19 protein-coding genes are annotated in these 24,640 nt (G+C 68.9%); 10 read left to right on the forward strand and 9 right to left on the reverse strand.

Going from position 1 to position 24,640, the window contains the following annotated elements; genetic code table 11:
• Positions 1-34: 34 nt before the first annotated feature.
• From JL101_RS31180 to JL101_RS31200, 5 genes are read right to left on the reverse strand one after another with little or no spacing between them, the layout of a single operon-like run.
• Positions 35-883, reverse strand: coding sequence for a sugar phosphate isomerase/epimerase family protein (locus JL101_RS31180; RefSeq protein ID WP_201082897.1), 849 nt, complete (start codon positions 881-883; stop codon positions 35-37).
• Between the two features lie 35 nt (positions 884-918).
• Entirely contained in the window at positions 919-1,944 is a 1,026-nt protein-coding gene (locus tag JL101_RS31185) for an ABC transporter permease (RefSeq protein ID WP_203101835.1), read from the reverse strand.
• Positions 1,941-2,966, reverse strand: coding sequence for an ABC transporter permease (locus JL101_RS31190; protein WP_203101836.1), 1,026 nt, complete (start codon positions 2,964-2,966; stop codon positions 1,941-1,943). The genes JL101_RS31185 and JL101_RS31190 overlap by 4 nt, the downstream gene beginning before the upstream one ends.
• A complete protein-coding gene (locus JL101_RS31195) occupies positions 2,959-4,440 on the reverse strand; it encodes a sugar ABC transporter ATP-binding protein (RefSeq protein WP_203101837.1) in 1,482 nt (493 codons plus the stop codon). The genes JL101_RS31190 and JL101_RS31195 overlap by 8 nt, the downstream gene beginning before the upstream one ends.
• A gap of 16 nt (positions 4,441-4,456) precedes the next feature.
• A complete protein-coding gene (locus JL101_RS31200; protein WP_203101838.1) occupies positions 4,457-5,479 on the reverse strand; it encodes an autoinducer 2 ABC transporter substrate-binding protein in 1,023 nt (340 codons plus the stop codon).
• 539 nt (positions 5,480-6,018) lie between these two features.
• Between JL101_RS31200 and JL101_RS31205 the strand changes: the two genes are divergently transcribed.
• The 9 genes from JL101_RS31205 to JL101_RS31245 all read left to right on the forward strand — a co-directional run bounded on the left by JL101_RS31205 (position 6,019) and on the right by JL101_RS31245 (position 18,232).
• Entirely contained in the window at positions 6,019-6,816 is a 798-nt protein-coding gene (locus JL101_RS31205) for a carbonic anhydrase (protein ID WP_203101839.1), read from the forward strand.
• Positions 6,817-6,843: 27 nt separating this feature from the next.
• A complete protein-coding gene (locus JL101_RS37120) occupies positions 6,844-8,880 on the forward strand; it encodes a methyl-accepting chemotaxis protein (RefSeq protein WP_228435565.1) in 2,037 nt (678 codons plus the stop codon).
• Between the two features lie 206 nt (positions 8,881-9,086).
• Positions 9,087-9,263 carry a hypothetical protein gene (locus tag JL101_RS31215; RefSeq protein WP_203101840.1) on the forward strand — a complete coding sequence of 59 codons (177 nt, stop codon included), beginning with the start codon at positions 9,087-9,089 and terminating at the stop codon, positions 9,261-9,263.
• 270 nt (positions 9,264-9,533) lie between these two features.
• Entirely contained in the window at positions 9,534-10,586 is a 1,053-nt protein-coding gene (locus JL101_RS31220; RefSeq protein ID WP_203101841.1) for a LacI family DNA-binding transcriptional regulator, read from the forward strand.
• A complete protein-coding gene (gene xylB, locus JL101_RS31225; protein WP_203101842.1) occupies positions 10,579-12,066 on the forward strand; it encodes a xylulokinase in 1,488 nt (495 codons plus the stop codon). The genes JL101_RS31220 and xylB overlap by 8 nt, the downstream gene beginning before the upstream one ends.
• Positions 12,063-13,532: an FGGY-family carbohydrate kinase gene (locus JL101_RS31230; protein ID WP_203101844.1), complete on the forward strand. Its 1,470-nt coding sequence runs from the start codon at positions 12,063-12,065 to the stop codon at positions 13,530-13,532. Before xylB ends, JL101_RS31230 begins: the two co-directional genes overlap by 4 nt.
• Entirely contained in the window at positions 13,529-14,230 is a 702-nt protein-coding gene (locus JL101_RS31235; protein WP_203101846.1) for a class II aldolase/adducin family protein, read from the forward strand. Before JL101_RS31230 ends, JL101_RS31235 begins: the two co-directional genes overlap by 4 nt.
• Before the next feature lie 137 nt (positions 14,231-14,367).
• On the forward strand, positions 14,368-15,711 hold the full coding sequence (locus tag JL101_RS31240; protein ID WP_203101848.1) for an FGGY family carbohydrate kinase: 1,344 nt from the start codon (positions 14,368-14,370) through the stop codon (positions 15,709-15,711).
• Positions 15,712-16,471: 760 nt separating this feature from the next.
• Entirely contained in the window at positions 16,472-18,232 is a 1,761-nt protein-coding gene (locus tag JL101_RS31245) for a right-handed parallel beta-helix repeat-containing protein (RefSeq protein ID WP_203101850.1), read from the forward strand.
• A 42-nt stretch (positions 18,233-18,274) separates the two neighbouring features.
• Here JL101_RS31245 and cysC read toward each other — a convergent pair whose 3' ends face one another.
• The 3 genes from cysC to JL101_RS31260 all read right to left on the reverse strand — a co-directional run bounded on the left by cysC (position 18,275) and on the right by JL101_RS31260 (position 22,350).
• Positions 18,275-20,182: an adenylyl-sulfate kinase gene (gene cysC, locus JL101_RS31250; RefSeq protein ID WP_203101852.1), complete on the reverse strand. Its 1,908-nt coding sequence runs from the start codon at positions 20,180-20,182 to the stop codon at positions 18,275-18,277.
• 6 nt (positions 20,183-20,188) lie between these two features.
• Complete coding sequence (cysD, locus tag JL101_RS31255; RefSeq protein ID WP_203101854.1) at positions 20,189-20,986, reverse strand: sulfate adenylyltransferase subunit CysD; 798 nt, start codon at positions 20,984-20,986, stop codon at positions 20,189-20,191.
• 176 nt (positions 20,987-21,162) lie between these two features.
• The gene (locus tag JL101_RS31260) at positions 21,163-22,350 is read right to left on the reverse strand and encodes a right-handed parallel beta-helix repeat-containing protein (RefSeq protein ID WP_203101856.1); all 1,188 of its coding nucleotides are present in this window, start codon (positions 22,348-22,350) and stop codon (positions 21,163-21,165) included.
• A gap of 305 nt (positions 22,351-22,655) precedes the next feature.
• Here JL101_RS31260 and JL101_RS31265 point away from each other — a divergent pair, with 305 nt between their 5' ends.
• Positions 22,656-23,552 carry a sulfotransferase gene (locus JL101_RS31265; protein ID WP_203101857.1) on the forward strand — a complete coding sequence of 299 codons (897 nt, stop codon included), beginning with the start codon at positions 22,656-22,658 and terminating at the stop codon, positions 23,550-23,552.
• Positions 23,553-23,748: 196 nt separating this feature from the next.
• Here the strand turns inward: JL101_RS31265 and JL101_RS31270 are convergent, their stop codons facing one another.
• Positions 23,749-24,501, reverse strand: a complete 753-nt coding sequence (locus JL101_RS31270) for a transposase (protein WP_203101858.1) — start codon at positions 24,499-24,501, stop codon at positions 23,749-23,751.
• Positions 24,502-24,640: the final 139 nt, after the last annotated feature.

The following is a 24,640-nucleotide window of genomic DNA, read 5'->3' on the forward strand; positions in this document are numbered from 1 at the left end:
CGATTGTTTCGGTATGACCCGTCCTGAGAACCAGCTAGATCAGCCCGTACTGCCGGGCCTTGTTGCGGAGGAACGGCAGGCCGTCGGCCAGTACCTCCTCGCGGTCGCGGGCGACGGGGCGCCAGACCGACAGGGCGGTGGCGATCTGCGGCGGCAGCTCGATGAAGCTCTCCATCGCCATGCCGCCCTTGAAGCCGATCGCGGCGAGCGCGCCGAACACCTCGTCCCAGGCGACCGTGCCGGTGCCGGGCACGCCGCGGTCGCTCTCGGACAGGTGGATGTATTTCAGGTGCTCGCGGGCGCGCAGGATGCCGTTGGCGACGCCCTTCTCCTCGATGTTCATGTGGTAGGTGTCGAGGTGGACGAACACGTTGGGGGCGCCGATCCGCTCCAGCAGGGAAACGGTCTGGTCCGCCGTGTTGAGCATGTGGTTCTCGTAGCGGTTGACCGCCTCCAGGCCCAGCTCCAGGCCCAGCTTGCGGGCGTGGGCCGCCGCCTTCTCCATCACGGACGCGACCGCGTCCAGCTCGGCCTGGGTCGGCGGTTTGCCGGTGCGCTCGCCGATCGAGCCGTAGATGACGCCGCTCAGCGCCTTGGCGCCCGTGGCGGCGGTCTTGTCCAGCGCCATGGTCAGGAATTCCAGCGCCTTGCCGGGATTGTTGGTCGGCCGGCTGTCGTCGGGCAGGCCCAGCGAGCAGACCGCCGTCAGCTCGTGCTGGTCCAGCAGCTTGCGGGTGTGCTCGGCATCGACGGCGGGCGGGTCGAGCAGCGCGATCTCGACGAAGGCCAGGCCGTAGCGCTTGGCCTCCGGGATCGCCAGTTCGGCGGCCTTGCGGGTCCAGTCGAGGGACCAGAGGCTGGTGTGAACGCCGAATCCTTGCATGTCGGTCTCCTTGGGAACGTATCGGGTGGGAAGGGTCAGGTCCGCCGGGCCGAGCGGCCGGCCCACAGGTAGCGGATCACCATGACCAGGATCAGGAAGACGCCCCACAGGGCGGTCGCCAGGTGCTGGTTGGCGCCCAGCAGGTTCAGGCCGGACGCGATCACCTGGAGGATCAGCAGCGCCAGCGCCACCGGCAGGGCCCGCCCGAAGCCGCCGAACGGATCGACCCGGCCCAGGAAGCAGGCCAGCACCGTGATCAGCAGGTAGGCCTCGCCGTGGCCGACGCGGACCGAGTTGAAGCGGGCCAGCATCAGCACGCCGGCGATGCCGCACATCACGCCGGACAGGGTATAGACCAGCATCAGCGTGCGGCGGGTGTCGATGCCGGAATGGCGCGTCGCCTCGATGTTCGATCCGGCCATGTAGATGGTCAGGCCCAGCCGGGTGCGGCTCAGCAGCAGGTGCCACAGGGCGACGCAGCCGATCAGCAGCCACAAGGGCACGGGGATGCCCAGGAACCAGCCGTGCCCGATCTCCCGGACGAATTCCGGGAAACCGGAGATGTCGCCGCCGCGGGTCAGGAACTCGCCCAGGCCGCGCAGGAAGATCATCATGCTGAGCGACACCAGGATCGGGTGCGCGCCGGTATAGGCGATGATCGCGCCCATGACCCAGCCGACCAGCGCCCCGACCGCGACCGCGGCGAGGGCTCCCATCAGGAAGGCCGCCATGCCGGCCTCGGCCCCGCCGTTCGCCTGGAGCACCCAGGCCAGCACCAGGCCGGAGATGTTGGCCGTGAAGGTGATCGCCAGGTTCAGCCCGCCGGACAGGATCGGGATCAGCATCGCCAGGGTCAGCAGCCCCAGCTCGGGCAACTGGAAGGCGATCGACGCGAAGGTCGGCACCGTCAGGAACCGGTCGGTCGCCAGGCTGAATCCCAGGACCACGAGGGCCAGGAACAGCAGCAGCCCGCCGACCTCCCCGGTCGAGCCCAGCGCCGCGAGGCGGCTGCCCAGGGACGCGGCGCGGGGCGCCGGGTCGGTCACGCTGGTTCGGCTCATGGCACGGCCCTTTCCGGACGGGTGCGGAAGCTTCCGAGCAGGGCCGTCATGCCGCTGCCCGACAGGGTGATCGCGGCCAGGATCACGGCGCCGACGATCATCTTGAAGGCATAGGGCGAGACGCCCAGCAGGTTCAGCCCGTTCTGGGTGATGGCGACCAGCGCGACGCCCAGGACAGCGCCCAGCAGCGTGCCGCGCCCGCCGCCGAGCCGCGCTCCCCCCAGCACCACGGCGGCCAGCACGTCCAGCTCGCGGCCGTAGAGGGCGTTGGGCACGACCTCCTGTGCGTAGTGGGCCTGCATCAGCCCGGCGATGCCGGCGGTCACGCCCAGCCAGCCATAGGCCAGGTAATGCATGCCGGCGATGTTGATGCCGACCCGCTTCGCGCCTTCCGGATTGTCGCCCATGGCATAAAGCTGGCGGCCCGGCGTGGTCCGGCGGATCAGGAACCAGGTGGCGGCGACCACCACGATCATGACGGCGACCGGCAGCGTCAGCTCGGCGAAGCCGATGGCGGTGTCGAACTCGACCAGGATGATCCGGTCCAGCCACCAGTCCGGCAGGTCGTAGATCGAGACGCCCTGGGTGAAGAACATCAGCGCGCCGAAGAACAGGTTGAACGTCGCGATGGTCACGACGATCGAGATGATCCGGAACCGCCAGATCAGGGTCGCGTTCAGCGCGCCCAGCGCGAAGCCGTAGAACGAGGCGACCAGGAACCCGACGGCCCAGTTGCCGCCGCCGAACTGCTCCACCGTGATGGCGGTCAGGTACTGGACCACGGAAGCCGCGACCGCGAACGAGATATCGATGCCGCCCGCGATCAGCACCACCAGCAGGCCGGCCGCGAAGATCACGTTGACGGCACTGATGTTGAGCAGGTCGAACAGGTTGACCAGCGTGAAGAAGCTGTCGGTGGTGAGCGCCAGGAACAGGCACATCGCGGCGATCACGGCCATCAGCCAGCGTTCGGTCGTGCCGATATGGGGCGTGCCGATCCGGGGCAGGGAGAGGTTACGCATGGACGTGGCTCTCGATCCGGTCGATCGGGACCGCTCCCGGCAGGTATTCGTCGATCAGGCGCCCGTCGCGCATGTGCAGGATGCGGTCGCAGTTGAAATAGACCTCGGGGATCTCGTCGGAGATCAGGATGATGGCCATGCCCTCCTCGGCGAGCTTGTGGACGATCGAGAAGATCCCGGCGCGGGCGCCGACATCGACGCCGACCGTCGGCGAGTCCAGGATCAGCACCTTGGGCTCGGTCGCCAGCCATTTGGCGAGAACGATGCGCTGCTGGTTGCCGCCGGACAGGGTGGAGACGGCGTCCTCCGGCCGGCCGATCTTGACCGCCAGCCGCCGGACCCATTCGGACACCAGGGCCGACTTCTTCCGCTCCGACAGCAGGCCGCCGGCGCCCAGCAGCCGGTCGAGCACCGGCAGCGCCGTGTTGTCGGCGATCGACTGCGGCTGGACGAGGCCGAGCGACAGCCGGTCCTCCGACACATAGGCGATGCCGGCCGCGATGGCGTCGCGGTTGGAGCGCAGGCGGAGCGGCTTGCCGTCCAGCCGGATCTCCCCGGCGTCGGGCCGGGTCATGCCGAACAGCGACAGGGCCAGCTCGGTCCGGCCGGCGCCCAGCCGCCCGGTGATGCCGACGACCTCGCCCCGGCGGACCGTGAGGGAGACGTCCTCGTACTCGCCGCGCCGGGTCAGCCCCGCCACCTCCAGCACGGCCGGCGCCGCGGAACGGTCCGCGGCCCGCACCGCCTGGTCGAAGGTCTGGCCGGTCATCAGTTCGGTCAGGCGGGTCTGGGTCATGCCCTCGGTCGGGAAGGTGCCGACGTTGCGGCCGTCGCGCAGCACGGTGACCCGGCTGCAGACGTCGAGCACCTCCGCCAGCCGGTGGCTGACGAACACGACGGCGATGCCGTCGGCCGACAGCCGGCGGACGATCGCCAGCAGGGCGTCGGTCTCCGCCTGGCTGAGGGAGGCGGTCGGCTCGTCCATGAAGACCAGCCGGGCGTCCGCGATCAGCGCGCGGCAGATCGCGACCACCTGCCGCTGGGCGATCGACAGCTCGCGCAAGGGACGGTCCAGGTCGAGCGAGACGCCCAGCCGGGCCAGGATGCCGGCCGCGGCCTCGCGCATCGCCGCGTAGTTCACCAGCCGCGGCCCGCCGCCAAGGTTGCGTTCGAAGGCGATGTTCTCCGCCACCGACATCTCGGGGAACAGGGCCAAGTCCTGCCAGATCACCTGGATGCCGAGCGCCCGCGCCTGCCCCGGCGTCAGCCCGTCCATCGGCTTGCCATCGAACAGCAGGGTGGCGCCCGGCTCGGGGCGGTAGACCCCGCTGACGATCTTGATCAGCGTGCTCTTGCCGCACCCGTTCTCCCCGGCGAGGCACAGGACCTCGCCGGCCGCCACGTCGAAGGAGACGTCCTGCAGCGCCTTCACGCCGCCGAACACCTTCGACACCTTCTCAAGTCGAAGAAGCATTGCCAATCCAGAGGGTTCAGAGGCCGAGTTCGGCCAGCTCGTCGACCGTGTCCTTGTTCAGCTCGACGAGTTGGTCGACGATGATGTTGCGCTCGGCGAAGTCGGGATTGACCTTGCCCAGCCCGGGGATCTCCATCCCGTCCTTGATCTCCTGCCCCTTGGCCAGCATGTCGCCCAGGGTCACGAAGACCTTGCCGGCCTCCATCGGGTTCCACATGAAGCCGCCGGTCAGGACGTCGTCATGGACCAGCCGGCGCCCCTGCCCCGGCGAGAACGGGCCGAGCACGGCGACCTCGCCGCCCTTGCGGCGCTCGTTGACGGCGCGGGCGGCGCCGATCGGGCCCTGGCTGCCGAAGGCGAGGAAGCCCTTCAGGTCGGGATGGGCGCGCATCAGGTCGAGCGCGGTGCGCCGGGATTCGTCCACGTTCTCGGCGACGCCGTAGCGCTCCCCGACCAGTTCCATCTCGGGATGGTTCTGCTTGATGTAGGCGATCGCGGCGTCGGCCCAGGCATTGTGGAGCGGCACGGTCAGCGAGCCGACGAAGACCGCGTACTTGCCTTTCCCGCCCAGCCGGTCGGCCAGCATCTTGCCATAGGCGTCGCCGAAGCCCTCGACCGAGGCCAGCTCGAAGTTCCAGTCGGCGTTCTTCTGCTTGGGCGATTCATGGGTGATCACCTTGATGCCGGCGTCCCGGGCGCGCTGGAGCACCGGTTCCAGCACCTCCGCGTCGTTCGGCACCACGCCGATCACGTCGACGCGCTGGGCGATCAGGTCCTCGACCGCGCGGACCTGCAGCGCCGGGTCGGCGCTGGTCGGGCCGACCATGAAGGCGTCCACTCCCAGTTCCTTGGCGCGCTGCTTGATGCCCGCCTCCATGGCGTTGAACCAGGGAATGCCGCCGATCTTGACGACCACGCCCATGCGGGTCTCCGCGGCGTGGGCCGCCGGGGCGAAGGCCGCCGAGGTCAGGGCCGTGGCGGTCAGGGTGGCCGCGAAGGCGCCGGCGAGCACGAGCCGGCGACCGATCCTGCGGGTCATGTTTCCTCCTCCTGTGGCTTCCGGCCTGATGCCGGATATTCGTTGGCGATCGAAAGCTAAATCCATTTAGCAAAGCGGTCAATGCCGTTCTGAGGGCACCTCCAAAGAGCCTGCCCCCCGGAAAGTCTCCCGGTGTAACGATCCACGGCCGCCTCGTTTCGCAAAATGCATTTAAATCTATCGATCGGGGAAGAATTCAACCCGCGCCAAGCACCGAATTCGTGCACTGCCGAAAAGATTTTCGCAAAATGCCTTACCGGGCGCGTGGTAAACGCGCGTTAATCTCAAAATTCACGTCCACACAGCGGTCCAAGACCGTGCGGGGCATCCTTCCCGGACGGGACAGGATCTTTTCCTCACTTTGGTCATAACGCCAAAGAGCTAACGCGGGTTGGTATCGATCTCGCTTCTCCGCACGGCGTGGGCTTCGCCGCGAAAGACTTCGTCGACGTCGCCCCCCCAACATGCCGGCGGACCGCCGGGCCGAACAGGGCCCGGACGGAGTCCGCCGGGGACGCCCTGACTGCCTGGAGGAGATCATGCCTGAATCCGCCCCTTTGACTCGCCGTACCCTGTTACGGCACCTGACGGCCGGCGGGCTCGCCGCCTGCCCGATCTGCACCGGGATCGCCTGGGCCGGGGAACCGGCCCACGGCAACGCCTCGCCCCACTGGTCCTATGGCGGCGTCGACGGTCCGGAACACTGGGGCGAGTTGACACCCGAGTTCCGCTCCTGCTCGCTGGGCCTCGAACAGACGCCGATCGACATCGACGGGGCGATCCGGGCCGAGGCGGGACAGCTCGACATCAACTTCTCCAAAGTGCCCGTCACCGTCGTCAACAACGGCCACACGGTCCAGGCGAACTGCGGGCCGGGCTGCCACAGCATCATCGGCGGCACCCGCTACGACCTCGCGCAGTTCCATTTCCACCATCCGTCGGAGCATCTGCTCTCGGGCAAGCCGTTCCAGATGGAGTGCCATTTCGTCCACAAGTCGGCGGCCGGGGCCATCGCGGTCGTCGGGGTCTTCATCACTCCGGGCTCGGCCAACCCCGCGCTGAAGCCCCTCTGGGACGTGATGCCGACGAAGGCGGGCGGCGAAGCCTTTTCGGCCGGGGCGATCGACCCCGCCGGCCTGCTGCCGGAGACGCGCTCCTACTTCCGCTATGCCGGGTCGTTGACGACGCCCCCCTGCTCGGAGGGGGTCACCTGGACCGTGTTCGCGACCCCGATCGAGGCATCGACGAGCCAGATCGCCCAGTTCGCGGCGCTGTTCATGAACAACGCGCGGCCGGTGCAGGGGCGCAACCGGCGCTTCCTGCTCGAATCCTTCTGACCCAGCCGTTCCCAAGGAGAGAACACCATGCCTGTCCATGGATCGCGCGTCGGCGCGGCCTTCGCCAACATCAAGGTCGGAACGAAGATCGGTATCGCCTCGGGCGCCGTGCTGGTCATCCTGGGCGCCCTGTCCATCCAGAGCGTCGGCTCGCTCGTCATGGTCGGCGATGCGTTCCACGTTTACGCCGGGAAGGTCGAAATCGTCGATACGGCGCGGACCGTCGAGCGCGACATGAGCGAGGTCCGCCGGTTCGTCCGGGAGTACGCCATCACCGGCCGTGCCGACCAGGCGGAAGCGGCGCGCGCCGCGATGGGGCGGCTGCGGGCCGGCCTCGACCGTGGCCTGACGCTCGTGTCGGAGGCGGACCTCAGGGGCGACCTGACGGAGAGCCTCCGGAGATTCGACGCCTACAGCCGGAGCTTCGACGACATCGTCGCCTGGAAGACCGAGGCGGACAGGCTCGTGCGCGAGGTGCTGGACCCCGACGGGAACACCGCCGTGCGCGACCTGGAGGAAACGCGTCTCCTGGCGGTCAGGGACGGCAACAGCGACGCCGTGACGCTGACCGGCTCCGCGCTCGAAACCCTCCTGAAGGCGAGGTTGGCCGCCAACAAGATGCTGGCGCGCCATGACAAGGCGTCGGCCGAAGCGGCGGCGGAACAGCTCGCCGGGCTGGAGCGGGTGCTCGGCACCCTGTCCTCCGCCTCCGCCGGACGCTCCTACGGGAACATGGTGGCGCGGACCCGCGAGCTGGCGGCGGAATACCGCAGGAGCTTCGACCGCGTGGTCGAGCTGAGCGGTGCGATCGAGCACCGGATCACCGGCCCGATGTTCGAGGCCGGCAATGCGCTGACCGGCACGGCCGCCCATATCCGCGACTCCGCCGCCGAGGAGGAGCACAGGGTCGAATCCGAGACGACCGGCTTCATCTCCTTCACGGAACAGCTGATCGTCGCCCTGTCCTGCGCCGGCTTCCTGCTGGGGGTGGCGCTCGCCTGGGTGAGCGGCCGGGCGATCTCTCGGCCCATCGTGCGGATGACCGAGGTGATGCGGCGCCTCGCCGGCGGGGACCGGGCGGTCGACATTCCCGGCGTCGGGCGGCGCGACGAGATCGGTTCCATGGCCGAGGCGGTCGACGTCTTCAAGCGGAACGCCATCGCCGCCCATCGGCTCGCCGAGGAGCAGAAGGCCGAGCAGGCGATGAAGGAAGCGCGGGCCGCCGAGATCGCGAGGCTGGTCGGCGCGTTCGACAACTCCGTTTCGTCGATCCTGCGCACCGTCTCCTCGGCCGCGACCGAACTCGACAGCACGGCGCAGAGCATGGCCGCGATCGCGGAGGAGACGGACCGTCAGGCGACCGCCTCGGCTGTGGCGGCGGAGCAGACATCCACCAATGTCCAGACCGTCGCCTCGGCGGCGGAGGAAATGAGCGGCTCGCTGCAAGAGATCGCCCGGCAGGTCACCCGCTCCAACGGCATCGCCAACCAGGCGGTCGAGGAGGCGGCGCAGACCGACGCGACGGTGCAGGGCCTGGCCGACGCCGCGCAGAAGATCAACGAGGTGGTCGACCTGATAGCCAACATCGCCAGCCAGACCAACCTCCTGGCGCTGAACGCGACGATCGAGGCCGCCCGCGCCGGCGAGGCCGGCAAGGGCTTCGCCATCGTGGCGAGCGAGGTGAAGAGCCTGGCCAACCAGACGAGCAAGGCGACGGAAGAGATCTCGGCCCAGATCGGCTCGATGCAGGGAGCCACCGGGGCGGTGGTCGCAGCCATCCGGGGAATCGGCGTCACGATCCGCGAGATCAACGACAGCTCGACCACCATAGCGGCGGCGGTCGAGGAGCAGACGGCGGCGACGGCGGAAATCTCGCGCAGCGTCACCCAGGCCGCGGCCGGCACCCGAGAAGTGTCGGAGAACGTGGCCCAGGTCAATCAGGCGTCCCAGCAGACCGGGGCCGCGGCCAGCCAGGTGCTGGGAGCCGCCGGCGAGCTGGCGCACCAGGCCGAGATGCTGCGCGCCGAGGTCGAGCGCTTCCTCGCCGGGATCCAGGCGGCGTGACACGGACGGGGGCGGCCGATGCCGCCCCGGCTTCGCGAAAATGGCTGATCAGTTTGGTTGAAAGGTGAAAAGTAATGTTCAAGATGTTCAAGACCGACCCGGCGCTCGCGAACAAGGTCGCGGCCCTGGATGCCCTGTGATTCAACGTCATGATCGCCGACGGCGACCTCAACATCATCTAATTGAACCCGCCGGTTTCCGCGCTGATGCGCGAAGCCGAGGAGGATCTGAAGAAGGAACTGCCGCGCTACAGCGCCGCCACCCTGATCGGCAGCGACTTCAACGTCTTCCACAAGAATCCCGGCCACCAGCGCGCGATGTTGGCGGCCCTCGACAAGCCGCATAGCGATCTGCCACCGAGGACGCGTTCGACCGCGCCGTGAACGCCGGCCGGAGCACGGAGAAGCTGACCAACGCCGCCCAGCTGGTGACCCGGACGAAGAACGCCGCGAAGATGCTGGTCCGCTGACCCGCCGGTGCCGGGCGGCGTCCCGCCGCCCACGGTGCGCGCGACGCGTACCCTCCAACGTTCACCGCTCTTGACCGCTAAATCCATTTAGCAAACCGGGCCATGATGCTCTATCATGCTCCCGATGAATCACCCGCGGCCGGCAACGGCGCCAAGCGGGAGCACGGGGGAGGAAGCGCGCGGCATGGCGTCGGACCGGGGGCGGAAGTCCACCATCTACGACATCGCGACGTCCACGGGAACGTCGCCGGCGACCGTCAGCATGGTGCTGAACGGCACGTGGCAGCGCTATCGGATCAGCGAGGCGACCGCGGCCCGCGTGCTCGGCGCCGCGCGGGACATCGGCTACACCACCAACATGAAGGCCCGGGGGCTGCGGCTGGCGCGTTCCGGTTTGGCCGGCATGATCATGCCGCATTACCGCAACCGCTTCTTCGCCGGCCTGTCGGAGACGTTCGAGGCCGGCGCCCGCGCGCGCGGGTTCTGCCCGATGGTCGTCAGCACCCAGCGCCAGCCGGAGACCGAGCGCGAGGTGGTCGAACGACTGCTCTCCCACCAGGTCGAGTTCCTGTTCATCGTCGGCGTGGCCCGGCCGGAGCCGCTGAACGACCTGTGCCATGCCGCCGGGATCCCCTGCGTCAACATCGACCTGCCCGGCGCCAACGCGCCGTCGGTGGTCAGTGACAACCGGGGCGGCGCCCGCATGCTGACCGACGTCCTGCTGGACAAGATCGCCGCCGCCGATCGCGGGGCCGGCGGAGTCGCCGGGGAGGAGATCCATTTCCTGGGCGGCGTCGCCGGCGAATACGCGACGGAGGAGCGCGTCGCCGGGTTCCGGGAGGCTCTGGCCGCCCGCGGCCTGCCCTTGCGCGACGACAGGATCCACCCTTGCGGCTACTCGCCGCCGGTCGCCCGCCGAGCCATCGAGGATCTGTGCGCCAGGCTCGGCGGGATGCCGGCCGGGCTGTTCGTCAACTCCATCACCGCTTTCGAGGGGGCGGTTCAGTTCTTCCAGTCGCTGGAGCCGGCCGCCTTCCACGGCCGCTTCATCGGCTGCTTCGACTGGGACCCGTTCGCGGCGTTCCTCCCCTTCCCCGTCACCATGCTGCGCCAGAACGTGGAGGCCATGATCGAGCAGGGTTTCGCCTATATCGAGCAGTACCCCGCCGACGAGTTCCCGATGACCAGGATCCCGCCGCGGTTCGGGCCGGTGGCCGGGGATGCCCGGAATGCCTGATCCGCGCGGCCCGGCCTGGCTGGGAATCGACATCGGCACCTCGGCCGTCAAGGTGGTGCTGGTGGACGGCGCCCAGGCGCCGCTCGCGAAGGCGGCGGTGCCGCTGGCAACGTCCCGGCCCCATCCGCTGTGGTCGGAGCAGCACCCGGACATCTGGTGGCGAGCGACCCTGGATGCCGTGGCGGAGGTCCGCCGGGCGGCCTCGGACGCCTTCGCCGCCGTCGCCGGGATCGGCCTGTCCGGGCAGATGCACGGCGCCGTGCTGCTGGACGGCGACGACCGGCCGCTCCGCCCCGCCATCCTGTGGAACGACGGCCGCGCCGCGGCGGAATGCGCCGAGCTGCAAGCCCTGGTCCCCGGCCTGGGACGGATCGCCGGCATCACCGCCATGCCCGGCCTGACCGCGCCGAAGCTGCTGTGGGTCCGGCGGCACGAGCCGGAGCTGTTCGGCCGCATCCGGCGCGTCATGCTGCCCAAGGACTATGTCCGGCTGAAGCTGACCGGCGAGGCGGTGACCGACCCGTCCGACGCCGCCGGCTCGCTGCTGCTGGACGAGGCGGCGCGGGCATGGTCGCCGGCGCTCCTGGCGGCCTGCGGGCTGGACGCGGACCGGATGCCCCGGCTGGCCGAGGGAACCGAGCCGGCCGGCACGCTCTCCCCGGCGGTCGCGCGGGAGTGGGGATTGGCCGGCCGGGAGATCGCCGTGGCCGGCGGGGCCGGGGACGCGGCGGCGGGTGCCGTCGGCATCGGCGCCATCGCGGACGGCGACGCCTTCGTCTCGCTCGGCACCTCGGCCCAGGTCTTCGTGACGACCGGCACCTACCGGCCGGCGCCGGAGACCCTGATCCACGGCTTCGCCCATACCCTGCCGGGCACCTGGTTCCAGATGGCGGCGCTGCTGAACGGTGCCAGCACGGTGGAATGGGCGGCCCGGCTGGTCGGATTCCCCGACATCGGGGAGCTGCTGGCGCGGACCGAGGCCGGCTTCCGGGGACCCGGGCGGCTGCTGTTCCTGCCCTACCTGGCGGGGGAAAGGACGCCCCACGACGACCCGCACGCGCGCGGCGTGCTGTTCGGGCTGGCCCCCGACACGCAGCCGACCGACGTGATGCAGGCGGTGCTGGAAGGCGTCGCCCTGTCGCTGCGCGAGGCGCGGAACTGCCTGGAGGCGGCGGGAACGCCGGTGGACCGGGCGGCGATCATCGGCGGCGGCGCCCGCAGCGCGTTCTGGACCCGGATCATCGCCTCGGCGCTCGGCATCCCGGTCACCCGCTATGCCGGCAGCGAGGCCGGCCCGGCGTTCGGCGCCGCCCGCCTCGCCAGGATCGCGGCGACGGGTGAGGCTGTCGCCGACGTCTGCGTCAAGCCGCCGGTGCTCGACGTCACCGAGCCGGACCCCGCGCTGCATGCAGCATATGGCGACGGCTTCGTCCGGTTCCGGCGGCTCTACCGGGCCCTGAGGGAGGAATTCAGAGCGTGAAGGACGAGAACGACAAGATCCGCGAGGAAACCAGGGTCGCCGTCTTCGACATCGGCAAGACCAACGTGAAGCTGAACGTCGCGACCCGCGCGGGCGCGATCCTGGAAACGATCTCCACGCCCAACGCGACCCGCGACGGCCCGCCCTACCGCCACCACGATCTGGCCGGGCAGGAGGAATGGCTGCTGGACGGCCTGCGCGGCTTCGCCGCCCGCCACCGGCTCGGCGCCTTCGTCGCCTGCGGCCACGGTTCCGGCGGCGTGCTGGTCGGAGAGGACGGTCCCGCCGCTCCCATGATCGACTACGAGCAGCCGCTGCCCGCCCGGATCGACCGCGCCTATGCCGGCATGGCCGGCCCCTACCTGGAGCGCGGCAGCCCGGTCATGCTGGGGGCGACCCACCTCGCCCGGCAGCTTCTGTGGCTGGAGGAGGAGTTTCCCGAAGCCTTCGCCCGGGCGCGCTGGTTCCTGGGCCTGCCGCAATACTGGGCGTGGCGGCTGAGCGGCGCGGCGGTGTCCGAAGTGACCATCCTGGGCGCCCAGTCGCACCTGTGGAACGTGCCGGAAGGGCGCCAGGCCGCTCTGGTCCGAGTGCGCGGATGGGACCGCCTGATGCCGCCCTTCGCCCCGGCCTGGAAAGCGGTCGGACGCCTGCGGCCCGACCTGGCGCGGCACCACGGCCTGCCGGCCGACCTGGAGGTGCTGGCCGGGATCCACGACAGCAGCGCCAACTTCTACCGCTACCAGGCGGCTGGCCACTCGGACATGACGGTGGTCTCCACCGGCACCTGGATCGTCGGCCTGAGCGACCGCTTCGACCCGGCCCGCCTCGACGAGGCCCGCGGCATGACCTGCAACGCCGACATCCGGGGCCGCCCGCTGGCCGGCGCGCTGACCATGGGCGGGCGCGAGTTCTCCCGGGTCGCCGGCACCGAGGGGACGGGCGAGCGGGCCGACGCCGGTCTGGTCGCCCGGCTGGTGGCGGCCGGCACCCTGGCCCTGCCCTCCTTCGGCGGCGAGGACGGGATGTTTCCCGGAAGCGCCGGGACCGGCCGGATCGCCGGCCCGCCGCCGGAAACCCCGGCGGAGCGGCGGGCGCTCGCCGTGCTCTACACCGCCCTGCTGACCAGCGTGTGCCTGGACGCGCTGGTCAGCGAACGGCTGGTGGTGCTGGACGGCAGCTTCGTGCGCGACCCGCTCTATGCCGGGCTGGTGGCAGCATTCCGCCGCACCCGCCATCCCGGCGGCGAGACCCTGTTCAACCTCGATTCCCAGGGCACCGCCGCGGGATCGGCCCTGCTCGCCGGCCATGCCGGACGCGCCTCGCCGGTCCCCATAGCCTTGGAGAAGCCGCCCCTGCCGGACCTGCCCGGCCTGGCGGACTACCGCGCCCGCTGGCTGGAGCTGGCCCGCGCGCCGGCGGCCCCGACGACATCCTCGACAACGACGAGACTGGAAACGCCATGACACAGCACACCGACGGCCAAGACCTGCGCCGCGAGATGGTCGAGACCTGCCGGCAGATGAACGCGACCGGCATCAACCAGGGGACGGCCGGCAACCTGTCCGTCCGGTTCGGCGACGGCTTCCTGATCACGCCCTCGTCCCTGCCCTACGACCGGATGCAGCCCGACGACCTGGTCGAGATGGCGTTCGACGGCACCTATGTGGGCCGCAGGCCGTCGTCGGAATGGCGCTTCCACCGCGACATTCTGCGCCAGCGCACCGACATCGACGTGGTCCTGCACTGCCACTCCATCTTTGCCACGACGCTGGCCTGCCATCACAGGACGATCCCCAGCTTCCACTACATGACCGGCGTCGCCGGCGGCACCACCATCCGGTGCGCGAAATACGCGACCTTCGGCACCCAGCAGCTTTCCGACTACGCGCTCGAGGCGCTGGAAGGGCGGCTCGCCTGCCTGCTCGGCCAGCACGGCCAGATCTCGCTCGGCAAGACGCTGGAGTCCGCCCTGTGGCTGGCCAACGAGGTCGAGACCCTGTCTCGCATGTATGTCCATGCCCTGACCCTGGGTGACCCGCCGGTGCTGCCGGACGAGGAGATGGAGCGCGTGATCGAGCAGATGCGCCGCATGAGCTACGGCCAGGCGCCCGACCTGGACGGCATCAACGACGTCGCCCGCCCGCGCGACGCCGCGTCGTGAAAGCACGAATTCATCAAGGATCGGGCAATATTTGATCTTTATATAGGGGTATAACGCGGACGCGCACCCGAGGGCCCGGGTCCCGCCGGGGCCGGCTTCGCCGGCCCGCACGGGCTTTCGAGAGGGGGATTCAGGGCGTGAGGAACGAGAACAGCGCGTGCATCGCCGTCTTCGAGGTCGGATCGACGGACGTGAGGCTGAGTGTCGCGACCCGCCGCGGCACCATCCTGGAGACGGTCTCCGCCCCCAACCCGGCCCAGGACGGTCCGCCCTACCGGCACTACGACCTGACGGGGCTGGAGTCGTGGCTGCTGGACGGCCTGCGCGACGCGGCGGCCCGCCACGTGCTCGGGGCTTTCGTCGCCTGCGGCGCCGGCGGGGTGCTTGTGACCGAGGACGGCCCCGCCGCCCCGATGATCGATCCCGGCCAGCCGCTGCCCGCCGAGATCGGGCGAGCCTATGCCGACATGGTTGGCCCCCCGGGGGATCGCGGCGGTCCCGCCTTGCCGGAAGCGATTCCCTTCGCCGGCCAGTTGCTGTGGCTGGAGCACGAGTTCCCCGAGGCCTTCGGCCGGGCTCGCTGGTTCCTCGGCCTGCCGCAATACTGGGCGTGGCGGCTGAGCGGGGCCGCCGTCTCCGAAGTCACGGTCCTGGGCGCCCAGTCGAACCTTTGGAACGTGCGGGAGCGGCGATTCACCGCCGTCGCCCGGGCGCAGGCCTGGGACCGGCTGATCCCGCCCATGGCGCCCGCCTGGGCGCCGGCCGGGCGCCTACGGCCCGAACTGGCCCAGCGCCTCGGGCTTCCGGCCGACCTGGACGTGCTGGCCGGACTGCACCGCGCCAGCGCCAACTTCTACCGCTACCAGGCGGCCGGCCACGCCGGCATCGCCGTGGTCTCCGCGGGCCAGGGTTTCCTGGGGCTTGCCGACACTCCCGCCCCCGATGGCCAGGGCGGGGAGCGCGGCTTCACCTGCGCCGACGTGGAGGGCCGGCCGCTGGCCGGGGCGCCGGTGCCGGCCTGGCGCGAGGTTCCGCGGGCTGCCGGGCGGGCGGCCGACCTCACCGTGGCCAACCGCCTGATCGAGGCCGGCGTCCTGCCCTCCCCCGGAGCCGGCGGAACACCCGCGGAAAAGCGTGCCCTGGAGGTCATCCGCGCCGCCCTCCTGACCGATGGGTGCCTGGATGCCCTGGGCAGCGACGGTCTGGCGGTGCTCGACGGTACCCTGGCGCACGATCCGCTCTATTCCGGCCTCGTGTCGTGCCTGCGCCGCTCGCGCCACCCGGATGGCCAGACGCTGCTCAATACCGACGCCCGGGGGTCCGCCGCCGGTGCGGCGCTGCTGGCGGACCATGTCCGCCGGGCGGCCCCCGTCCCCATCTCCCTGGAAAAGCCGCCGTCGCTGCATGTGCCGGGGCTGCGCGCCTACCGGTCGCGCTGGCTGGACCACCGGAGCACCGCCGATCAGCCCCAGTGCCGGTAGCTGAGAGAGCGATGTAATCGCGATATCCTTCGAGGCCGGGAACAGTTGCGGCCCGTTCCGGTTGTTTCAAGAGGTAAACGGCGGCCGACCGGCAGAATACCAAAAAAATACCGGAAACATCCCGTCCGCCCTACCGAAATCTCAACTCTGCCATAACCGAAGTCTCACTTTTGTCGAATTTCCAAACGGGTTTTTTGCGCAGGCATCACGGCCAAATGCCTGTAATTTGCGGTCAAGTTAACTCGCCGACAAGAAAACACCCCTACTGTCATGAGTTCAGCGAAGGCTTTCCAGTAATACACTGGGAAGGCATGTGAAATTCTGCGAAACGTAGTGCGCAGACGTTGGTCCTGCGCGAATTCAACGAAGGTGAGGTTATGATGGCTTTATTCTAGCCTTGTTCCAGGTCGACTGATTTCCAGTGCCGATCATCGGATCGATGGTCATCAACGGTCCGCGACCCCGTCGCGTACCCGGCCCGAAAACCCCACCAGACGAATGTCTCCGATCGGCGCGAAAATCCAACTATCTTGCGCCTGAATTCGAGAGATCCCACCGAAATCCCGACCCGTATCCAGACCATTGGATGAAACGGAGGAACACCCGCGCGCTCTTCACTGAGGACAGCACTTACCAGAGAGCGCAAAACCGTTTTTTATCACAGCCGGGGTAAAGATGGATTAAGGATTGACTGCAATAGTCCCAAGTAATGCAGCCGAAACTGCGCCAACTCACCCTACACAGATAAAGAGACTCCAAGATGCCCACAGCCCGCAAAGTCGCCGATATTTTTTCTGGATTCAACCCCTCCAAAGTCATTTGGGTTTCTAATAAAGGCAACAACTCCGGCAACGGTTCCGAAGGCTCTCCGCTCAAGACCATCCAGGCCGCGATCAACAAGGCCGATCCCGGCACGATGATCAAGGTCAAGGCCGGAACCTACAACGAAAACATCAAGCTGAGCGGCCTGCACGGGACCGAGGACAAGCCGATCGTCCTCGAATCGGTCGACGGCAAGGGTGCCGCCAAGATCGTCGGCGGATCGGGCAATGCCACGGTCACCGCGAACGGCATCAGCAACGTCGCCATCAAGGACTTCCACGTCGTCTCCAACACCAAAAGCGGCGACATCGGCGGCTTCAAGATCTGGGGCCCGTGGAAGAATCCGCCCCACAACCTGCTGATCGAGGGCAACACCATCACCGGCAAGGGCCAGGACGGCTTCAAGCTGTTCCAGGGCGCCAACAACGTGCTGGTGACGAACAACACGATCGACGGCAACTGGCGCCAGGAAGCCATCGACAACGTCTCGGTCAAGAACGTCGTCTATGCCAACAACACCATCAAGGGCGAGGCTAAGTACACCGGGATCACGCTGAAGGCCGGCTCGCAGAACGTCGAGGTCGCCAACAACCTGTTCGACATCGACACCGCGATCGGCATCAAGGTCGGCGGCGTCGGCAGCTCGCGCTTCAACCGCGAGTTCCCGGACGAGTGGAAGGGCTTCGAGGCCAAGAACGTCCACGTCCACCACAACGTCGTGACCGCCAAGATCGACGGCAAGAGCCTGCATTTCACCGGCGCCAACGGCAACCTGGTCGAGGACAACTCGTTCAGCGACCCGGTCGGCTCGTCGGCGCACAAGCAGAAGGGGCACTTCACCTATAACTCCTTCAACAACAAGGTGATCGACAACAGCGTCGCCAGCTCGAACTTCTTCAAGCCGGAGGCCGGCCAGTCCTCGGGCTTCGTCGTCTCGGGCAACAAGGTCGGCGGCACCAAGCCGGCGGCCGGCAGCGGCGTCAAGGCGGAGTCCGGTTCCGCGGCCGACGGTGCCCTGGCCCCCGCGCCCGAGGACACCGGCACCGGCAAGCCGGCCGACAAGGACACCGGCGCCTGGGCGGAGAGCGCGGAGCCTACCAAGACCATCGCCGGGACCAGCGGCGCCAACACCCTGAATGGCACCAAGGGCAACGACAGGATCGACGGCAAGGCCGGCGCCGACAAGATGATCGGCGGCAACGGCGACGACACCTACGTGGTCGACACCGCGAAGGACAAGGTCGTCGAGAAGGGTAACGGCGGAATCGACACCGTCCTGAGCAGCGCCCCCGACTTCAAGCTGCCCGCCCATGTGGAGAACCTGACCTTCACCGGCTCCGGCGAGGCTTCGCTGACCGGCAACGGTCTGGGCAACATCATCCAGGGTGGTGACGGCGACGACGTCATCGACGGCAAGGGCGGCGACGACCTGCTGTTCGGCGGTGCCGGCCGCGACGCCTTCGTGTTCGAGAAGGGCCACGGCAGCGACACCATCGCCGACTTCAAGCCGGCCTCCGACGGCGACACCATCGACCTGAAGGGGCTCAAGCTCGAAGACTTCGGCGACGTCAAGGAGGCCATGACGCAGAAGGGCGACAATGTCGAGATCGACCTCGGCGGCGGCGAGACCCTGACGCTCCTGGGCGTCAAGACCTCCGCCCTGGCGGCCGGCAACTTCCAGTTCGACGGCCACTCCTGAGCGCAAGTCGGGAGGGGGGCGCCTCGGCGCCCCCTCCCTGCCTCAGGCGACGTCGCTCGTCCGCAGGGCGATGTGGGCCTCGACATAGGTCATGATGTCCTCCAGGCACTCCTCGACGCTGCGCCGGGAGGTATCGACGACCAGCTCCGGCGACTCGGGCGGCTCGTAGGGCGCCGAGATGCCGGTGAACTCCGGGATCACGCCCGCCCGGGCCTTGCGGTAGAGGCCCTTGGGGTCCCGCTGTTCGCAGACCGACAGGTCCGCCTTGATGTAGATCTCGTGGAACGCCGATCCCGCCGCCTTGCGCACCCGCTCGCGGTCGGCCCGGTAGGGCGAGATGAAGGACGTGATCACGATCAGCCCCGCGTTGGCGAACAGCGAGGCGACCTCCCCGACCCGCCGGATGTTCTCGGCCCGGTCGGCCGGGGCGAATCCCAGGTCGGAGTTCAGGCCGTGGCGGACATTGTCGCCGTCCAGCACATAGGTCTGGAAACCCCGCTGGAACAGCCGCTGCTCGGCCCGCATGGCGAGCGTGGACTTGCCCGCCCCCGACAGCCCCGTGAACCAGATGACGGCCCCGTGGTGGCCGTTCCGCCAGGCCCGCGCCGTCGCGTTCAGCAGGTGGTCGACCTCCTGGATGTTGGTCGACTTGACGGTCAGAAGCTGGCGCTGGTCGGGATATCCCCGCATGTTGATGACGCCGGCCGCGACCGTGTCGAACCCGTCCACCAGCACGCAGCGCCCGGTGGCGGGATTGGCCGAATGCTCGTCGAGCGCCAGCATCTCGCGCGAGCGGAGCGTCACCTCGCACACCTCGTTGGTCCTGACCTGGTCGGCGTCGCCGCCGCCGAGCGTCTGGGTATCGACGACCCGGTCGATCGACTGGACGGTCACGGCGGCCCGGTCGGTCCCCAGCTTCAGCGTCAGGGCCTGGCCGGGGAGCAGCGGCTTCCGGCCGATCCAGAACAGGCTGGCGCGGAACACGTTGGTCAGGACCGGCGCATGGTCGGCGTGGCTGGCCACGTCGCCGCGCTCGACGAACAGCGGCTCGTCCAGGGTGATGCCGACGGTCTGACCGGCCTTCACTTCGACCGGGGCCTCGCCCGGCCCCCAGTGCTCGATGGTGGCGATCCGCGCCGTCCGGTTGGCCGGCGAGAACAGGATCTGGTCGCCGGCCCGCAGCACGCCGGTCTCGACCCGCCCGACCAGGATCCGCCTGTGGTCGAACTTGTAGACGTCCTGGATCGGCAGCCGCAGCGGCCGGTCCACGGGGGCGGCGCTCGGCTCGAACCGGTCCAGCGCCTCCAGCAGGGTCGGCCCCTCGTACCAGGGCATCGCAGCGGCCCGACCAGCCAGGTTCTCGCCGTGCCGGGCGGAGACCGGGACCACCGCCGACGCGCGCAGCCCCAGGTCGCGCAGGAAATCCTCGACCGAGCGGCGGACCTCGTCGAACCGGGCGGCGTCGTGGTCCACCAGGTCCATCTTGTTCACCGCGACGACGACCTGGCGCAGGCCCAGCAGGTTCAGCAGATAGGCGTGGCGGCGCGACTGCTCGCGCATGCCCTCGGACGCGTCCACCACCAGCGCGGCGGCGTCGGCCGACGCGGCGCCGCTGACCATGTTGCGCAGGAACTCCCGGTGACCGGGGGCGTCGATGATCACGCAGTCGCGGCGCGGCGTGCGCAGCCAGATCTGGGTGATGTCGATGGTCACCGCCTGGTCGCGCTCGGCCTGGAGGGCGTCCAGCACGAACGACCATTCCAGCGGCATGCCGCGCTTCTCGCTGACCGCCTTCAGCTCCTCCAGCTTGCCGTCGGGCAGCGAGCCGGTGTCGTGGAGCAGGCGGCCGATCAGCGTCGACTTGCCATGGTCGACGTGGCCGACCACCACGAGCCGGAGATCGGCCGGGCGGAAGCGGGTGGGCTGTGCCTGTTCGGTTGTCTCAGCCATCTTGCCTCACAGATATCCGCTGCTGCGCAGGCGCTCGAAGGCGTCCTCCGCCTCGTGGTCCATGGTCCGCCCGGCGCGCTCGGACGTGCGGGTCTCGCTCAGCTCCGCGATGATCTCGTCGATCGTCGAGGCGGTGCTGTCCACCGGCAGGGTGATGTTCTTCTCCCCCAGGGACCGGTACCGCTTGCCCTCGCGGGCGAAGTACAGCGGCACGATGGGGATTTCCTCGCGCTTGGAGTATCGCCAGATGTCCAGTTCGGTCCAGTGCAGCAGCGGGTGGATCCGCACATGGGTCCCGTCCGGGAACTCGGTCTTGTACTGGTCCCACAGCTCGGGCGGCTGTTCGCGCACGTCCCAGGCGTTGTCGCTCGACCGGGGGCTGAACACGCGCTCCTTGGCGCGGGTCGCCTGCTCGTCACGCCGGATGCCGGCGATCAGGCCGCGGAAGCCCAGGCGTTCCGTGACGTTCTTCAGGCCCGCGGTCTTGCGGGCCGCCGATCGGCTGGCCGGGGGGAGGGTCGGGTCCATCTCCTCCTCCGGCGGGCACTGCTCGACCACCAGGTCCAGGTTCCAGTCGCGCGCGATCCGATCGCGGAACTCGTAGACCTCCGGCAGTTCCATCCCGGTGTCGAGCTGGATCACGGGGAACGGCACGCGGCCGAAGAAGGCCTTGCGGGCAAGCCACAGCAGCGCGTTGCTGTCCTTTCCGATCGACCACAGCATGCCGAGCGGTTCGATGCACGCGAAGGCCTCGCGCAGAATATAGATCGATCGCGCTTCAAGCTGATCCAGATGCGAAGGCATTGTCGAGACAGCTCCTCCTGAATGGCACCGGATGCCGGCCGCCGTACCCGGCACGATCGATGCACGCGTCATGATCACCGCAGCCGGACCGTTCAGCCAGGGCGAAACACCATTAACTCAAATGGTCGAGGACTTCTGCCGGATGGGCGTGCCGGCCCCGACCGGCCAAGGAGCCCTCATTCCGAAGAGGTGAAGGTCCGGGCCAATGTTCCCGCCGGCGAAGCAGGGCAGACGGCGCGGACCGGGCCGGGCAGCGCCGTCACGCCGGCCCGCACCTTCGGGGCGCCGGTGGCGTTGCCGGCCAGGACGTAGCCCCGGTCCTGCCCGTCGTCCGGCTCGAAGAAGCTTTCCTTTGCGACCGTGTTGCCGAGGATCTGGTTGTCGTGCGACGGGTAGAGCAGCTTGCCCGGCTGCTCGTGCCGGCGGGACCGGACCGCCCCGGCCAGGAAATTGTCCTTCAGCACCGACCTGTTGGCCCCGATGAAGGCGACGCTCCGCTCCGGTCGGTCGCCGACGACGTTTCCGGTGACGGTGATGGCCGACGCCTCGAAGCCTTTCCAGTAGTCTGGAAACTTCCTGTTGAAGCGCGACGTGCCGACGCCGCCCACGTTGATCCCGACGCCCGAGCGCGAGTCGAACTCGTTGCCGGCCAGCGTGATGTCGCGCGACCCGGCCTTCATGGTGATCGAGGTGTAGCGCGCCGACCCGCGGACCGTGTTGAAGGCGAACAGCGATCTCTCCACCGAGACGTTGTCCATCCCCTCCTCGCGCCAGTCGCCGTCGATCAGGTTGCCGACCACCTTGATGTCGGCGGCGCCGTTGAACAGCTTGATCCCGTCGGTCCCGACGCCGGTCACGACGTTGCCGACGATCGCGACGTTGCGGGCCGGCTTCTCCCACGGGCCGGCGATCTTGAAGCCGCCGAGATCCCCGGCGGAGGTGCCGGAGACGACCTTGAAGCCGTAGATCCCCACGTCGGAGATGCCCCAGGCGCCGATCGCGGGCTTGTCCGGCGCCCCGACGATGACGGCGGCGCCGACCCCGCCGGCCGACAGCAGGATCACCGGCCGGTCCGGCGTGCCGCGCAGTCCGGTCAGGTCCAGGGACCCCCGGTAGGTTCCGGCCTCGACGCTGATCACGGTCCCCGGCTCCGCCCGGTCGATCGCGGCCTGGATCGACTGGCCGGGCGCCACGGTGACGACCCTGGGCCGCGCGATGCAGGAGGGCGCCTTGGCGACCAGCGCCTGCATCGCCGCCGTCTCGGGTCCGGTCTGGGCGCCGGCGAAGCCCGCCGTGGCGGCGGTTCCCAGCATCGCCAGGGCGACGGCCCCTCCGGCGGCAAAGAGACGATCGCGACTTTCCACACGCCACCTCCCGGCCTCTTGGGCCCCGCTTTTCCAGACGCCGATCATAGTCGCAAGCGACGCGCCCTGGAAAAACTTCTTCATACCTCCTTGGGCGCGTACCGGAAAAGGGTGCCTACAAAGGAGGTTCCGGCGAACCGATAGGCTCGTTCAGCGCCTATACGCTTGATAAATTTGCCTTCTAAGCGAAATGCACGACAATAATCGGACGGGAAGATCCAGGGCGCTTCTTCCCTCCGCCTTAAGTAGTCCTGCTTCGGGCGTAACGCTAAGCGCTGTTCTGCTCAGGCAAGGTGAGTGCAGGCATGAACACGAGCTATAAGATCCTCTACATCGTCGGCATGACCCATAGCGGGTCCACCCTGCTTGATCTGCTGATCGCCAAGAACTCGCTGGCCGTCAGCGTCGGCGAGGTGTGGCAGCTCGGCAACCTCGCCAACACGCGCTACAAGAAGGACGCCAAGACGCTCCTCGGCAACGAATGCACCTGCGGCGCCGAGACGATCTGGCACTGCTCGTTCTGGCCGCGGATCGATGCCGTCGTCCAGCGGGAGGGGGGCATCGGCCTGCGCGACCTGGACCTGAACAGCGACGATCCCGAGACCTTCCGGCTCCACAACAAGCTGATCTTCGATGCCGTCGCCGAGGTCACAGGCGCCCGCATCATCATCGACTCCAGCAAGATTCAGAGCCGGTTGGCCAAGCTGGTCGCCGCCGGCTTCGTCGACATCCTGCCGCTCCACCTGATGCGCGACCCCTGCGGGCAGGTCTGCTCGATCATCCACCGGGTCCAGCGGTCGGTGCTGCGCCCGTCGCTCCGCTACTGCCGCGAGACGCTGGCGACGGTGACGTTCCTGCACGGCAAGCCCCACCTGTCGGTCCAGTACGAGAACCTCGCCCTCGACCCGCCCGGCGAGTTGCGGCGGATCATGGAATGGGCGGGACTGGCCTACGAGCCGGCGCAGCTCGCCTGGACCGACCAGGTCACCCACAATATCGACGGCAACGTGATGCGGCGCTCCACCTCGAACGAGATCCGCTCGGACGAAAAATGGCGCGAGCGTCTGACCACCGGCCAGAAGATCTCCATCCGCGCCCTGACCTCCCCCGCGATCGCCCTGGCCCGCCTGTGGGAACGGACCAGGGGACCCGCCGCCAAGCCCCTGGACATGGCGGTCCCGCCCCAGTCCAGCTCCGCCTGACCCCGGGCTGGAGCTGCGCCCGAACAGGTCGATCCGGTGCGTTGCGCCATGGGCGCAACCTACGACCTAAGATCGTCGGCCCGCATCACCTCCGCCCTGCATCGAGCCGTAGGTTGCGCCCATGGCGCAACACAGTGCGTCGAGTGGAACGTCAGGCTGCGAGGACCGGAGCGGTTCAACCTGATCGGGGACCGCTCTAGTCCAGGTCCCAGTCCCACATCAGTTCGTCCTCCACGGGCGCCGCCTCCCGCGAGGGCTTCGGCGACCCGTTCGGCGGCCGGCCCCGCCGGGGAGGATCGACCCGCCGGCCCAGCGCGCGTTCGATCCCGCGCCGGAAAGCGTCGCTTCCCGGAACCCAGCCCCTCTGGGTCGCGTCGCGGAGGATGTCGGCCTCCTCCCCCGTCGGCCCGGTGCCGAACAACTCCCGATAGGCGGCCCGCCGCTCCGCGGCATTCCGGCCCAGCGCCGCGTAGGTCGGATGGCCGGCCAGGAGCGGATCGCGGCGGCCCAGGGCGTTGTGGCCGTAGCTCGACCAGGGAAAATCCTCCGGCGCGGAGACGATGCCCGCCCGCACCGGGTTCGCCTCCACATAGCGGTGGCAGGCCAGCACGTAGCCCTCGCTGTCCAGGATGGTCGATTTATACCGTCCCTCCCACAGCGTCCCGGTCCGCCCGCGGGTCCGGTTGACATGGGCGACATAGCGCCGCCCGACCGACTGCATCAGCCGCGGGATCGACTCCTCCCCGCCGGCGGTGACGACGAGGTGGAAATGGTTGCCCATCAGCACATAGGCATGCAGCGCGCACCCCTCCCCCGCCACCGCCTCCCCCAGCCAAGTCAGGAACAGCCGGCGATCCTCGTCGTCGAAGAACACGTCCTGCCGGTTGTTCCCCCGCTGGAGGACATGGTGCGTCTGGCCGGGCAGGATGAGGCGCGTGGGGCGGGCCATGGCGGCGGTCTCCGGTTGGGGAGCCAGCGGTACCATGGGGCGGAGGCGGCGGTCAACAATGCACTCTGACCCCATTTCCTCTGACCCCATTTCCTCCGAGTTGGCGGTCAAGAAGCTGCTCTGAACCCATTTTTGAGCT

This window comes from Skermanella rosea (genome assembly GCF_016806835.2).
Taxonomy (GTDB): Bacteria; Pseudomonadota; Alphaproteobacteria; order Azospirillales; family Azospirillaceae; genus Skermanella; species Skermanella rosea.

Bases quoted from the DNA above. Each gene is read 5' to 3' on its own strand.
- JL101_RS31180 (WP_201082897.1), bottom strand. From the start codon at position 883: ATGCAAGGATTCGGCGTTCACACCAGCCTCTGGTCCCTCGACTGGACC.
- JL101_RS31185 (WP_203101835.1), bottom strand. From the start codon at position 1,944: ATGAGCCGAACCAGCGTGACCGACCCGGCGCCCCGCGCCGCGTCCCTG.
- JL101_RS31190 (WP_203101836.1), bottom strand. From the start codon at position 2,966: ATGCGTAACCTCTCCCTGCCCCGGATCGGCACGCCCCATATCGGCACG.
- JL101_RS31195 (WP_203101837.1), bottom strand. From the start codon at position 4,440: ATGCTTCTTCGACTTGAGAAGGTGTCGAAGGTGTTCGGCGGCGTGAAG.
- JL101_RS31200 (WP_203101838.1), bottom strand. From the start codon at position 5,479: ATGACCCGCAGGATCGGTCGCCGGCTCGTGCTCGCCGGCGCCTTCGCG.
- JL101_RS31205 (WP_203101839.1), top strand. From the start codon at position 6,019: ATGCCTGAATCCGCCCCTTTGACTCGCCGTACCCTGTTACGGCACCTG.
- JL101_RS37120 (WP_228435565.1), top strand. From the start codon at position 6,844: ATGCCTGTCCATGGATCGCGCGTCGGCGCGGCCTTCGCCAACATCAAG.
- JL101_RS31215 (WP_203101840.1), top strand. From the start codon at position 9,087: ATGCGCGAAGCCGAGGAGGATCTGAAGAAGGAACTGCCGCGCTACAGC.
- JL101_RS31220 (WP_203101841.1), top strand. From the start codon at position 9,534: ATGGCGTCGGACCGGGGGCGGAAGTCCACCATCTACGACATCGCGACG.
- xylB (WP_203101842.1), top strand. From the start codon at position 10,579: ATGCCTGATCCGCGCGGCCCGGCCTGGCTGGGAATCGACATCGGCACC.
- JL101_RS31235 (WP_203101846.1), top strand. From the start codon at position 13,529: ATGACACAGCACACCGACGGCCAAGACCTGCGCCGCGAGATGGTCGAG.
- JL101_RS31245 (WP_203101850.1), top strand. From the start codon at position 16,472: ATGCCCACAGCCCGCAAAGTCGCCGATATTTTTTCTGGATTCAACCCC.
- cysC (WP_203101852.1), bottom strand. From the start codon at position 20,182: ATGGCTGAGACAACCGAACAGGCACAGCCCACCCGCTTCCGCCCGGCC.
- cysD (WP_203101854.1), bottom strand. From the start codon at position 20,986: ATGCCTTCGCATCTGGATCAGCTTGAAGCGCGATCGATCTATATTCTG.
- JL101_RS31265 (WP_203101857.1), top strand. From the start codon at position 22,656: ATGAACACGAGCTATAAGATCCTCTACATCGTCGGCATGACCCATAGC.
- JL101_RS31270 (WP_203101858.1), bottom strand. From the start codon at position 24,501: ATGGCCCGCCCCACGCGCCTCATCCTGCCCGGCCAGACGCACCATGTC.